The 13,260-nt window shown below is 37.9% G+C and carries 10 protein-coding genes and 2 pseudogenes; 10 read left to right on the top strand and 2 right to left on the bottom strand.

From position 1 onward, the window contains the following. Positions 1-139: 139 nt before the first annotated feature. Positions 140-580, top strand: a pseudogene (locus PVA17_RS09810) (transposase); the annotation flags it as partial. Positions 581-823: 243 nt separating this feature from the next. Here PVA17_RS09810 and PVA17_RS09815 read toward each other — a convergent pair. After that, on the bottom strand, positions 824-2,917 hold the full coding sequence (locus PVA17_RS09815; protein WP_274067579.1) for a hypothetical protein: 2,094 nt from the start codon (positions 2,915-2,917) through the stop codon (positions 824-826). Positions 2,918-3,123: 206 nt separating this feature from the next. Between PVA17_RS09815 and PVA17_RS09820 the strand changes: the two are divergent. From PVA17_RS09820 to PVA17_RS25540, 6 genes and pseudogenes are all read left to right on the top strand, one after another. After that, positions 3,124-3,853, top strand: a pseudogene (locus PVA17_RS09820) (alpha/beta fold hydrolase). Positions 3,854-4,135: 282 nt separating this feature from the next. Beyond that, positions 4,136-5,191, top strand: a complete 1,056-nt coding sequence (locus tag PVA17_RS09825; protein ID WP_274067580.1) for an ankyrin repeat domain-containing protein — start codon at positions 4,136-4,138, stop codon at positions 5,189-5,191. Positions 5,192-5,304: 113 nt separating this feature from the next. Then, on the top strand, positions 5,305-6,594 hold the full coding sequence (locus tag PVA17_RS09830; protein ID WP_274067581.1) for a DUF1963 domain-containing protein: 1,290 nt from the start codon (positions 5,305-5,307) through the stop codon (positions 6,592-6,594). Positions 6,595-6,748: 154 nt separating this feature from the next. Further along, positions 6,749-7,045 carry a hypothetical protein gene (locus PVA17_RS09835; protein WP_132360051.1) on the top strand — a complete coding sequence of 99 codons (297 nt, stop codon included), beginning with the start codon at positions 6,749-6,751 and terminating at the stop codon, positions 7,043-7,045. 54 nt (positions 7,046-7,099) lie between these two features. Further along, a complete protein-coding gene (locus PVA17_RS09840; RefSeq protein ID WP_274067582.1) occupies positions 7,100-7,504 on the top strand; it encodes a hypothetical protein in 405 nt (134 codons plus the stop codon). Positions 7,505-7,775: 271 nt separating this feature from the next. Next, positions 7,776-8,009, top strand: a complete 234-nt coding sequence (locus PVA17_RS25540) for a hypothetical protein (RefSeq protein WP_274067583.1) — start codon at positions 7,776-7,778, stop codon at positions 8,007-8,009. 135 nt (positions 8,010-8,144) lie between these two features. On the opposite strand, the gene PVA17_RS09850 is transcribed toward PVA17_RS25540, so the two are convergent. Beyond that, a complete protein-coding gene (locus tag PVA17_RS09850) occupies positions 8,145-9,056 on the bottom strand; it encodes a LysR family transcriptional regulator (RefSeq protein ID WP_132360047.1) in 912 nt (303 codons plus the stop codon). Between the two features lie 210 nt (positions 9,057-9,266). On the opposite strand from PVA17_RS09850, the gene PVA17_RS09855 reads away from it, so the two are divergent. From PVA17_RS09855 to PVA17_RS09865, 3 genes are all read left to right on the top strand, one after another. Then, positions 9,267-10,643, top strand: coding sequence for an aminotransferase family protein (locus tag PVA17_RS09855; RefSeq protein ID WP_274067584.1), 1,377 nt, complete (start codon positions 9,267-9,269; stop codon positions 10,641-10,643). A 61-nt stretch (positions 10,644-10,704) separates the two neighbouring features. Continuing rightward, positions 10,705-12,126 (top strand): NAD-dependent succinate-semialdehyde dehydrogenase, encoded by a 1,422-nt coding sequence (locus PVA17_RS09860; protein WP_274067585.1) that lies wholly within the window; start codon positions 10,705-10,707, stop codon positions 12,124-12,126. Between the two features lie 357 nt (positions 12,127-12,483). Continuing rightward, positions 12,484-13,140, top strand: a complete 657-nt coding sequence (locus PVA17_RS09865) for a GNAT family N-acetyltransferase (protein WP_274067586.1) — start codon at positions 12,484-12,486, stop codon at positions 13,138-13,140. Positions 13,141-13,260: the final 120 nt, after the last annotated feature.

Raw genomic sequence — 13,260 nt, forward strand, 5'->3', positions numbered from 1 at the left:
GCTTCGTGCGGGGTCTCGTCTGTCTCGCTTTCCCGCAGGAGTCGAGCGATGCTTCTCCAAACAACGCAATGTATCACACTATTATTTTAGTCACGCTTTTCTTTATAATAAAAGAATTAATGTGCAGGTGGTGCCCCCGATGATTTCAAATCAAGAAACCCTTTATTTAAGTCCATATATGGCGATCTACGATATTGTTGTGCCAAAAGATAATATACTTCGCCAAATCAATGAACTTGTTGATTTTTCATTCATTTTAGAAGAGTTAAAAATAAAATATTGTTTAGACAATGGACGTAATGCCATTCCTCCAATTCGTATGTTTAAGTACTTATTATTAAAAGCTGTATCAGACGTCGACCTTGTAGAGCGTTCAAAGTACGATATGTTATTCAAGTATTTCTTAGATATGGCGCCAGGAGATCCAGTCATTGATTCAAGTTCGCTTACAAAATTTCGTCGGCTTCGTCTTCAAGACGTAAGCTTATTAGACATGCTCATTGGGAAAACAGTTGAGATCGCATTTGAGAAAAAAATCATCAACAGTCCAGCGATTATCGTGGATGCCACACATACAAAAAGATATTCATTCAATATAGTAATGGGATTTAAAATTTCGCATTGGTATATCTGTTTAAAGTTACCCTCTTCTTCAACTAACCTGCCCGTTAGCCATCCATGTAGCGCTGGTTTTTGCGCAACATGGATGGCTAATGGAGAGAAATAACGAAAACCGTCATTTCGATCAATCTTTTTCGAAATGACGGTTTTCTTCCTTTTTAAAATAGCATTAAATAGTGTTTAACGTATCAAAATAAAAATTTTAGATATTTGTAAAGTGTTCATTTTCCTTTTGTTCATAGTCTTCGCGACGATTTTTGATGTTTTGTAATACACTATTTAGCACATTCTGTTCAGCTAGCGTTTGATAAAGGACATTTTGTACCTCTGCTGCTTCCTTGTTTTCTTCTTGGTTACTTAGAAATTCACTGTATGTTCCCATATATTCATGATAATCAATATTAGAAAGTGTCTTAGCAGCAATTTGGTTGTGTTTAGTTAACGCAGAAGTAAACTGTTTACGCGCCTCATCTGGTTGGGCAGGTATTAGTTTGATTTTACCTTTTGTATCTGAGTCTCCTGTGAAGTCAAGGAATTGATAATCAAACGCCAATGGTTTAGCAAGAGCGATATGAGCGTGAAGAGCAACAGCATGGTCAGGAAGTTTTTCCGTTATTTCACGAAGGATATCGTTTCCTTTGTCAAGGTAACGACTGCCATCGAAGGCAAGAACGCGTCCTACTTCTTCAGAGAAATAGTCTTGAGCAAGGAATTCCTGATCGTATCCTGTAGGTGGTAAAACTCGAAGTCTTAAGTTATTTGATACGATGTTATGGCCGTTTATTTGCATAGCTACTTGAATGCTATAAAATCCTGGGTCATCAATTAACCAGCCATTTTTCCCTACAGACGCGAAAATAGTTTCGTACAGTGATTCACCAGGCATTATTACCTTGTTCTCTTTGTTCCACAAATATTGAGCATGAGGTAGTAATCGCCGTCCTTGTTTTCCATCTTTTTTAACCATTACAGTCATTCCGTATAAATCGGACAATATATGTTTATTGATGGATTGAGGTTGATTCGAAGTATTCGTTAGTTTGATTTCAATAACTGTAGGTTCTAACCATTGGAATATTGGTGATTTACGGTTAACCCTCAATTCAAGATTAAAAGAAGGGTGAATAGACATGTTTGGTTGCTCAAAACCATGATCTACAGCCCAGTCAGCATTACCCATTTGTACGAAGCGCTCAGGTGCATGTCGCATAAACAACAATTCTTGATCACTAAAACGATACTCAAAGTTTTTAAAGAACTCTTTGCCACCAGATTTACTATCATAATTGTAAGGATAATTCATAAAACTTAGAGCCTTTGGTTCTGGGATAAGAGGGCGCTCCAAAGGTTCCCAAGGATAACCTAGGTGTTTTTGCCAAGAGTGCAGCAGATTAAAAGCATGTCCCATCTCATGGCAAGCACACCAAAAACGATAGCGCTGTACAAAAGCTTCAGGAGCAGGGTCACCTTTAGGTGGATCGGCAATAAATGAATTATTAAAAATGGCAGTCCCTTGACGATGATTCGGACCTAAGCTATCAAACATAATACCGCCTAGACCATGGCCTTCTTCAGCTTCCGAATTTGCAAAGAATGTCCACATGGACCATTGGGGCTTATTATCAAAGTGCGACCAATATACTTGCATGGCATCATGCATCTCTTGAGTGTTCCACTTTTTATCAGTCCCTGCATAGTCTTTGGAAACAATATTATTACCGTCTGATATTTTTACATCAAACCCCGTGCGTTTGAAAACTTCTGAAATTGACAAAGTTTCATCCGGCAAAGATGCAGGCTTGTCTGGATGAGCGTGAGTTTGATAGGTAGTAACTGGCGTTGTATCTTCTTCAGCATCAAATTCAAATTCCACAGGGTGGAAGTAAGGAGATTGAAACTGGAAAGTGCTAGTTCTGTCTATCTCCCCTCCGATTAGAAACGCGACTTCTGCAGAATGCTGTTCAGGTAATGAACCGCGTGTTACTTGTATTTTCACATTTGTATAAGGAAATGATTGGTTGTCGTCTAAATATTTATTTCGAATATTGCCTGTCCATGTATCTGGACCATTCGCTGTTAACTTAGCAATCCAATGAATAGTAGAAGACTGGTTTGAAATAATAGTGCCACTTGCTACCATTTGTGGGTAGTATCCGTCGACATCGATCCGAAGTTCCTCACGAATTTGCTGTTCACTCCATACATATAAGCCACTAATTGGTGCGAGGGGAAATTCTCCTAAACTGGAAGGGGTAATGGCTTTTACTTTTGGTTCGTTCGTTTTGTTTTGATCCATCTGTATTACCTCCATGTTTATTATTTTTTGTTTTTCTTCCTCAATCCCAAGAGCCACAATGCTAAAAATGCAAAAGGTGTTTCAATTATTATATATGCAGCAGAAACTATAAATATGACACTATAAATAATAAAATAAATACAGTGGATAAAATGCGAGAATAATCTAATTATTTCCCAAGAAATACAAGAATGAAGAAAGAAGGTGTGGTCATGCATGTTAAAGAGTACGGAGATATACATAAGCCACTTATACTGTTGATTCATGGGGGTGGTGTTGGAGGGTGGATGTGGGATAAACAAATCCAATACTTTTGCGATTATCATTGCGTTGTACCAGAATTAATAGATAACGGGGCTAATAATAACTCTGATTTTTCAATTGAAGATAGTGCCAAAACCCTTCTATCATTAATAGAAGAAAAAGCAAAAAATAAATGTGTCATAGTAGTCGGTTTTTCATTAGGAGCTCAAATTGCTATTCAAATGGTTAGTCTAAAACCGCAATTAATAGACTTTGCCATCATCAACAGTGCTTTAGTGACACCATCCACCCTTAATAAAAAATAAATCCTTCGCCAAGCTTCAAGCTAAAACATTGTATGTAGATGAAGAATATTTTGAGCAATATTATGAAGATAGTTCAAAGATGAAAGTAGATACCCTGATAAAAATATTGCAAGAAAATATGTCTTTTGCTATCCCGCATGATTTTTCAAAAGCTCAAAGTAACATTTTAGTAACTGTCGGTGCAAAAGAGAAAGGCATCATGAAAAAATCTGCGATCCATCTTGTGAATAGTAATCCCAATTGTCAAGGTGTTGTGCTATCGAACATCGGCCACGGTGTCTCATTAGCGAATCCTGAGTTCTTTAACCGTTTTGTAGAAGAGTGGATTAAGGATGGTAAGTTACCAGAAGGGAAGGTTATCAATTAGTGCATCGATTAATTTTCTCAAATAGGCTTGTCCTATTCAAATTGAAGCAATGGGAGTGATACGAGTGTTTAGCCAAACACCGAATACACCGAATAGTCAAGTAACTATTCAGTAAAATACACATCAAACCATAACATTTTCTAAGGTTTGATCGTATAGCTTGGAGCCATTCCTTCGTATAGCACCATATTGATGGAGAATGGAATACTACAACAAATGAATAAGTGGTAAAATGTAGTAATGTGCTAATTTCAAAAATCTGACCTAAGGAGAGTAGTACAGATGGGGAAGAAGAAAAAAACCTTACCGAAAAATTTCGATGAACTAATTGAAGTAGGCGATATATCAGCATTAAAAGAGGTATTTATGCAATGCGAATTAGATGCCCGTGGCGGTTACAGTAAATCAACAGCTTTGAGCTTTTTCAATATACCGAATGAATTGGTCCGCTGGCTTGTGGAACAGGGTGCTGATATAAATGCTAGTGACAGTTACGGAAGAACGGCTCTACATAAACATGCAATAAGTTGGTGCGGTAATACTGAATTACTGCTTGAGTTGGGTGCAGATATAGAGGCCATTGATTATCAAAACGAGACACCTTTATTTGCCGCCGCAGCTTCATTCAAGCCAAATGCGGTAAACACGTTGATTGCCAAAGGGGCAAATATCAGCGCAGAAAATAAGTTGAAACAGACGCCCTTAGAAAAAGCTTTGGCAATGTGTAGAAACATAGATATCGTCAATATGGCGAAAGTTGCCGATATTTTGCTTAACGCTGGAGCAACTGAAACGCAGAAAATGAAAGACTCTATTAAGCGAATTGGCAATGACTTTGAGTTTCACAGAGAAGGCTTTAATAAAGAATATTTGAATCAAACAGATGAGGCACTTTTACGTCTATATGAGCTATTTGATGTTCCTCCAGTAGGGAAACGAAAGACTCACGATGGTACCTCTCCGATAGCAGTATCAACAAAGGGATGGCAGGCGCAACACGATGAACTTTGGAATTTATTAATTCCTTCACAAGGACATGCGAAAACCGTACAGGGTGAGGTTATCCGTATTACAGGTAAAATATCATACGAAATTTTAGATAACGGCAGTATCAACTGGGATAATCAATATCGTAACATGATTAACAGTTTAGGCCATTACTTTAGCTTGGGTACGCCATTACATCCAGATGCACTTCTAGAGGCTGAAAGATTAGCGAAAGAACTTCACAACGGCAATGGTAGTAAAGAGCCCGCGAGACTATGCGAACTAGCGGTGCATTGGGTACTCAGCAATCCTAATCCTATTACTTTGGAACAGCCCGACTATAAGCGATAACTTATGTACGACTTAATCAGCATATACAATAAACTTTTAAATGCACTATACATACTTTTTTCTAAGCACATATCAGCTAAGAAGAGGGATGAAATAAAGGGGGTTAATCAAACATGGCGGAACGCATACCATGCAAGACGGAAGACTGCAACGCAACAATTTTGCCGAGTACAGCAGTCAAAACAGGCGGCATCTGCATGCCTTGCCATCAGGAGCAAGAACGAAAAAAACAACAAGCTTATATTGAGCAGCACCGCAAAACAGTGAATCTCTTTGAAGGACTAACAGATTATGTAGATATTCTCAAGGTGATGCATGCACCAAGAAGGCAAGGTCCGCTTATCCAATACACTCCTTATCCTTTGAGCATGGAGCAGTTGTACATTTCGTTATCAGATAATGAAGCAGGCGCTATGCTGGAATATGCGATGGAATTACTCGCTATTAACAATGAAAGTGAAGCACAAGACATTTTATTATCTCTAGTATGCTATCGGAATGATAATATCTCGAATGCTTTGCCTGAGCTTATAGAGCGCGGCTTGTTTCATAACCCGATTGTTTTTAAAGATGCACCACAAGAAATTCAAGAGCAGCTTTTGGAGCGAGTGAAATGGGATGAGGATAACCGAAATCAGCTTCTCCTTGTGCTCGGATGGATGGGGAATGCCCTGGTCATAGAGCAGTTTCGGGAATGGCAAATGCAGCCGCCAAAATGGGCGGAGCAGTTGTATGTAACTCCTGAAACATACGCTCTCGATGGAGGATGGGAGCTAACCCCAGACGGAGAGAAGCGTGATCTAATTAATCATTTATGTTATCCAATTATGCAAGTAGAACAACAGAATAACGATTTAAATGAAATACATCATGCCCGTTTTCTTGAGATAAGCCATTCAACATGCCCATGGTGCAATAGGAAGTTAACAAAGTTGATGGACGTAGCTACATCTCACCCTTCCTTGCAATATCTAGACTTACAGATGGAGAATCTGCAGGTGATAACCTGTGATTTATGTGGGGGCTTTAGCACGATATACATAGAGCTGGACAATCATGGCGTGCCTGTATGGAGCCGCTATAATCAGGAACCTGCTTATCTTCCGGATATTGATGACGTAAACAGCAGTACTGAAATCCCGCTTAGTTTAGTCCTATCACATGAGCCACAATCACCGTATTATGCTGCAGTTTGGACCATGTCACAATTAAATTCGCAGATTGGCGGCCATCCAAGCTGGGTCCAGGATCCGGAGTATCCGCTTTGTCCATGTTGTGAACGAAGAATGCGGTATATAGGGCAAATCGATTATGCTGATTTCGATGGATATGCTGAAGGTATTTTTTATATGTTTGTATGTCTAAAAGACAAGATTACGGCAACAGTATATCAGCAAAGCTGAATAACGTTCATGTTGATGTAGCACCGTGTCAAAGGGCCAGATTCTTGAATTGGAAGGAAGTTAGCAAGACAGAGAATCTTTTCACTGGTACAGAAGGCAGCAACTGAACTGGATGTGCATGAAGTATTTGTTAAAATTTTAATGGAGGTGAACTATGAAGACGGAAATTATTATAACTGTAGTTATAATTATTGGAATAGTAATCTCAATAGACAAAATATACGGGAAAATTAATATGGAAAATTATTCTCCTATTTGGGAGTATTTTTCTAAAGCCCTTCTCTATGGGTTTATTGCTAGCATTACATTATTTTTTGAAAAGGAATCTCTAAGAGATGTTAATGCACTAGAATGGGCCATCATTGCAGTTTCAGCAATAGAAGGAACAGGGAACTATATTAATTATGTAAAAGAATCAAAACGGAGAAAAGAAGAAAAAAGAAAGACTTGAGGTAATCAAACTTAGCTACATTTCTATGATTTTAACCCAAAATTATCTAATGATTTGGAGTTAAAGTTTCAAGAAGAGCCAGAGCGACGGAAGGAAGAAGCGAACCGACGGAAAGAAATCCGAGCGACGGAAAGTAGAGGCGAAGTGACGGAAGGTAGAGGTGAAGTGACGGAAAGAAATCCAAGCGACGGAAAGAAGAGCCAGAGCGACGGAAAGAAGAGTCAGAGCGACGGAAGGAAGAGTCGAAGCGACGGAAAGAAATCCGAGCGACGGAAGGAAGAGTCAAAGCGACGGAAAGAAGAGTCAAAGCGGCGGAAAGAAGAGTCAAAGCGACGGAAAGAAGAGCCAGAGCGACGGAAGGAAGAGGCGAAGGGACGGAAGGAAGAGGCGAAGGGACGGAAGGAAACTAGTTGGCTCGAACAAATTAAAACCATATTTAAAACTCGATTCATTCAGTAGGGGTCGAGTTTTTTTTGCGATTATTACAAATGTTATTCAACTAACAGAGGCAGGATAAGAAGAAAGTAAATCCATGATGTGGGAAATAATGTAGTTCTCTTATGCAAACAACAACTCATAATAAAATCAAAACAATTCGGAGGTAAAAAAATAAAAAGTCCGTGATTGTACCATTATAGGTGGAGGTCCTTTTGGGTTAAGTGCTAGCTTAACTTTAGGAAGGGCTAGAATAAACATTGCATTATTTGACGATAGAACGAAAAGGAATAGAGTGACACAAGCATCACATGGACTTATTACTCGTGATGGGGTAAAACCACAATCGTTTAAAGAAATAGTGTTAAAAGAGTTGGGAATTACCCGTCCGTATCCTATTTTTACGGTAACAGTTACTGAGATTATTAAGAATATAGGTAATGAGCGATTTACTGTCAAAACATCTACTAGTCAGGAATTTGTTTCAGAAAAAATAATACTCACCACTGGTACTTGTGGACATTCATGACAAAATCCACCTACTTTAGCAGGTGGTAATTTAAAGCACTCTTATCTTAACTGATGTTAAAGTGAGAATCTTATTTTGACTTATTATGCATTATCTACCGAGTATTTTAACTTGAACGCCATAACTTAAATCACATTAATCATTGAAAATGCTTGTCATTTTCATTGCAACCTCTTCGGTAATCGCAAGAAATCGTTTGGAAATTGAGGTCATGTAACGATCCTTAAGTGTAATTATATTAAGTTTTGTTTGTAACACTGGATTTGCTAGTGGTCTAAGTACCGGTAAATCAGGAGAATTAAGTAGCTTGAAACAGCTAGGTACAAAACAAATCCCTGCGCCTTTCATTACCATCATAAGTGTTGGTAATGTTTCTGTCCCCCAGTAAATGACATTAGGCGTAAAACCACTTTTTTGACATGCCTCGATCACATCATCAGCAACACCTGATCCATAAGATGTTGTATTTAAAAGAAAGCGTTCGTTTGTCAAGTCTGCAATATCAATAGAATCTTTTTCACATAGATGATGGTTGGGTGGAAGAGCTAAAAGTAAAGGTTCTGTTAGTAATATTGAAGTATGGATGTCCTCAGCTCTCACTGAAGTTCGGACAATTCCAATATCTATTTTATGACTTCTTAGTTCTTCTAAAATATATGATGTATTACCCTCGCGAACATGTGTAACTATGTTAGGAGTTTCCTTTTGAATTTTTTTTAAGACATTTGGCAAAATAAATAGATTTGCTGAAGTAGTACAACCCAATTTCACCGTACCTCTAATTCCTTCATGAAACTCGACTAATTTCTTCTCCGTATTCTCAGATAAATCAAGTAATTCTTTTCCTTTTTCATATAAAAATAGTCCACTTGGTGTTAATTCAAGAGATCTACCTAAACGATTAAACAAAGTGACATTTAATTCTTGTTCAAATTTTCTAATTAAAATACTTAAGGGGGGTTGAGTCATTTGCAGTGCAGTAGCAGCTTTTGTAATGCTACCTTCCTCAACTACTGTAATAAAACAATGTAAACGATGAAGGTTCATTTTGATAACTCCTCCTTTTAGTATTCATAAAATATATGGAAGCCATATAAATATTATAATTTACATTATAAAAATGTAAAGATATACTATTTTCATAATTAAGAATAGTTCAAAAATTCAAGTTGGATTGTATGTCAGTTTGAAGTTAGTTGATACGAGAGTGTATCCATCCAATCGCAAATTATTAATTTATAAATGGAGGTTTTATCAATGACAACTAAAATTACTCAACAATCAAAAACTGTAGAGTTAGCTAAACTGGACAAAAAGCACTTGCTACATCCAGCTACAAATCCGAAGGCTTTAATTGACAATGGACCGCCTATTATCTTTGTTAAAGGTACAGGCGTTACAGTTACAAGTACGGATGATGTGGAATACATCGACGGGATGTCAATGCTTTGGAACGTGAACTTAGGGCATGGGAATCAAGAACTTGCAGATGCTGGTAATAGTCAATTATCTACCCTCGCGTATGCATCATCGTTTAAAGGATTCTCAAATGAACCATCCATTCTACTTGCTAAAAAATTAGCTGAGTTAGCACCGGGAGATTTAAATAGTGTATTCTACACTTCTGGTGGGTCAGAATCAAATGATACAGCAATTAAATTAGCTCGTTTCTACTGGGAGCTTAAAGGAAAATCAGAAAAAAGAAAGATTATTGCGCTAACGAATGCTTATCACGGTGTAACAATAGGAGCGCAAACAGCTACTGGTCTTGCAGCATACCACAAGTTCGCATCATCAAATATAGACGGAGTTGTTCGTGCAACAGCCCACCTATTAAACAGCGAGTTAGGTGATAAAAGTGATCCGAACTATGCAGATTCTATCCGTGGAACAATTGAAAGAGAAGGTGCGGAGACGATTGCCGGAATTATTATTGAACCTGTGCAAGGTGCGGGCGGGGTTAATATTCCACCTGAAGGTTACTTAGAAGTAGTTCGTAAAATTTGTGACGAGCATAATATCCTTTTCATAGCAGATGAAGTTATTTGTGGATTTGGTCGTACGGGGAAAATGTTTGGTGTAAACAACTGGAATGTTGTCCCTGATATGATGTCAATTGCAAAAGGAATTACGAGTGGTTATTCGCAACTTGGCGGGGTCATGATGAATGATGAAATTAGAGAAACAATTGCTAACTTCGATGCTGTTATCCCACATGGTTTCACATATAGTGGCCATCCGACTGCTTGTGCGATTGGACTGAAAAACATTGAAATACTAGAGCGTGATAATATTATTGACCACGTAAACGAAATGGAGAAAGAACTTAAAAAAGGTTTAGATTACTTAGCTGAAAAGCATAGTATTGTAACAAATTGCAGAGTAATTGGTCTGTTGGCTGCATTTGAACTTTATGAAGATCCAACAAGTGGGAAATTGTTTGATCCAACTGTTTTCCCAGCAAATGCGGTAGTTGACGCATGTTTCGATCGCCAATTAATAGTAAGAGCGCTTGGAGCATATAACCAAATTGTAGCAATTGCGCCACCGCTTATTATTAACAAGGAAGAAATTGAAAAAATGATTCAAATTATAGACGATGCGATTACTGCTTTTAAAAATACACGCAACTAAACTATTCCTATAAAGTAAGTTGAGTAGTGGTGGTTATAGTAAAAAAAGGGGAGGTTCTCTAGTGCTTTATATAAACGGTGAATGGCGAGATACAGGAAATAAATTAGATGTAACAAATCCTGCGACAGGAGAAATAATTAGCACTGTTGCTACAGGTAGTAAAACTGAAACTAAAGAAGCAATCGAAAGTGCGAAGAGAGCATTTGAATTCTGGGGTAAGACAACTGGAAATGAGCGCAGCAACTACCTGTTTCAAGTGGTTCAATTGATGAAAGAAAAAACAACAGAATTAGCTGAAACGATTACCCTTGAAAATGGTAAGCCTTTACCAGATGCTACTCGTGAAGTAGCAGGTGCGATCGGCTATCTAGAATGGTATGCAGAGGAGGCTAAGAGAATTTATGGGGAAACAATTCCTGCATCTGCAGCTGATAAACACTTAATGGTAATTCGCGAACCTGTTGGGGTATGTGCAGCTATTACACCATGGAATTTCCCGTTATCGATGATTACAAGAAAAATTGCACCTGCACTTGCTGCTGGTTGTACGATTGTTTTAAAACCGGCTGACTTAACGCCTCTTTCGGCGATAAAAGTATTCGAATGCTTTCATAAAGTTGGACTACCTGCTGGCGTTGCAAACCTGGTAATTGGCCCAGCTGAAGAAATTGGAAACGAGATGACGAGGAACCCAGACGTTCGTAAAATCACATTTACTGGCTCGACGCGTGTGGGGAAAAAACTTATCCGTGATTCGTCTGATACAGTGAAGAAAATATCAATGGAGCTTGGTGGACACGCACCGTATATTGTGTTTGAGGATGCTGATATCGACGCAGCAGTTCATGGTATCTTAGTGTCTAAGTTTATTAACTCAGGTCAAACTTGCATCAGCACCAACCGGATTTACGTAGCAGAAACTGTAGCAGATGAATTCTCAGAAAAGTTAGCTGACAAGGTATCTAAATTAGTTGTAGGAAATGGATTAAAAGATGGCGTAAATGTCGGTCCAGTAATTAATAAAGTGGCTCTTGAAAAAGTGAAAAGTCAAGTAGAAGACGCTGTGAAACACGGTGGTAAAGTAATTGCGGGTGGTAAAGTATGTACATTAAATAATGGTAGCGGTTACTTCTTTGAGCCCACAGTTATTCAATATGCAAGTGATAATATGAAGATTACAACAGAAGAAACATTTGGACCAGTTGCACCAATTTATACATTTAAGACGGAAGAAGAGGTAGTTGCAAGAGCAAACCATCCTGAATATGGTCTTGCAGCTTATTGTTATACGCGAGACATTGGTCGAGGCTTGCGAATGATGCGTGCTTTAGAGTTCGGAATTGTTGGTATTAATGATCCAGCTCCAGTGGTTGTACAAGCTCCGTTTGGTGGGATGAAGGAAAGTGGAATGGGAAAAGAAGGCGGTTGGTACGGACTAGAGGAGTACCTGGAGAAGAAGTTTGTATCGATTTATTTAAAATAATAAAAAATGTTACTAGGTAACTAAATATATCAGGCGTGTTGATTAGGGAAAAATAGGTTTAATATTGCGTGATAAATGGATTTTTTTGTTACTATTTTGCTGATATATTTCCATTTTAACTGATTGTAGCGTAGGGCTACTCGACTCCCGTAGGAAAGCGAGTAGCCCGTAGCAGAAATCAGCCTCTTCGAATGTATAAAAATGAGTAATCGACACACCTGTAAATATATTGTTGTAGACTTATCTACATTCTCCATGTCTCCCATACATTCTTTAGAAACTATGTATGGGAGACAGTCTACACAATTAATAAAGTAATAAACTTTAATTCCAATAAAATAAGAGGGTGAATTTATTATGTCTCAAGTAAATTTAAAAAATAATGGACAAGAAATAGTTGTCCGCAATATTTTAAAAGAGGATCTTGCTGAAGTTGCCGCACTTTCTATGAAGTGTTTTGGACCTGATATGGCATTAAAATATGAGCATTTTGAAAGTCAGATTGAGTTGTTTCCAGAAGGCCAAATCTGTCTAGAATATAACGGTAAAATTGTAGGAACCGCTTTAAGTCTAATTGTAAATTTTGAAGATTACGGAGAAAGTCACTCCTATTTTCAAATCTGTGATTTAGGATTTATTCGAAATCATAACCCGAATGGTAGAAACCTATACGGTATTGAAATTGGCGTACACGAAGATTTTAGAGGGTTACAATTGGGACGTCATTTGTATGATGGCCGAAAAAAAATATGTGAGAAACTTAACTTAGAAAGTATTTTAGTAGGAGGTCGTATACCTTATTACTATAAATATGCTGAGCAGATGAGTGCAGACGAGTATGTACTAGAGGTAATGAAAGGGAAAATATATGATCCTGTTTTAACATTCCAATTGAAAAACGGATATGTATTAAATAAAGTAATGCCAGGCTACTTACCTGGGGATGTTGAGTCATTAGAATATGCAACACTTTTGGAATGGAAAAATCCAGTTTACAAGCTTAAATTAGTATGAGTCTTTTGTCCGTTATGTTCGCCTATTTTAATAGGCGAACAGTGGATGCCCATTGTTAATTGCGATTATTTAACTTCTCTAGTTATGTAAGCGCTTTCAATTGATTGTTATAAGAGTTCC

Source organism: Lysinibacillus sp. CNPSo 3705 (genome assembly GCF_028674935.1).
Classification (GTDB): Bacteria; Bacillota; Bacilli; order Bacillales_A; family Planococcaceae; genus Lysinibacillus.

What these genes read in the sequence shown, in the direction of transcription:
- PVA17_RS09835 (WP_132360051.1), top strand. Translation starts at nt 6,749, where the DNA reads ATGAAGACGGAAATTATTATAACTGTAGTTATAATTATTGGAATAGTA.
- PVA17_RS09830 (WP_274067581.1), top strand. Translation starts at nt 5,305, where the DNA reads ATGGCGGAACGCATACCATGCAAGACGGAAGACTGCAACGCAACAATT.
- PVA17_RS09850 (WP_132360047.1), bottom strand. Translation starts at nt 9,056, where the DNA reads ATGAACCTTCATCGTTTACATTGTTTTATTACAGTAGTTGAGGAAGGT.
- PVA17_RS09855 (WP_274067584.1), top strand. Translation starts at nt 9,267, where the DNA reads ATGACAACTAAAATTACTCAACAATCAAAAACTGTAGAGTTAGCTAAA.
- PVA17_RS09825 (WP_274067580.1), top strand. Translation starts at nt 4,136, where the DNA reads ATGGGGAAGAAGAAAAAAACCTTACCGAAAAATTTCGATGAACTAATT.
- PVA17_RS09815 (WP_274067579.1), bottom strand. Translation starts at nt 2,917, where the DNA reads ATGGATCAAAACAAAACGAACGAACCAAAAGTAAAAGCCATTACCCCT.
- PVA17_RS09865 (WP_274067586.1), top strand. Translation starts at nt 12,484, where the DNA reads ATGTCTCAAGTAAATTTAAAAAATAATGGACAAGAAATAGTTGTCCGC.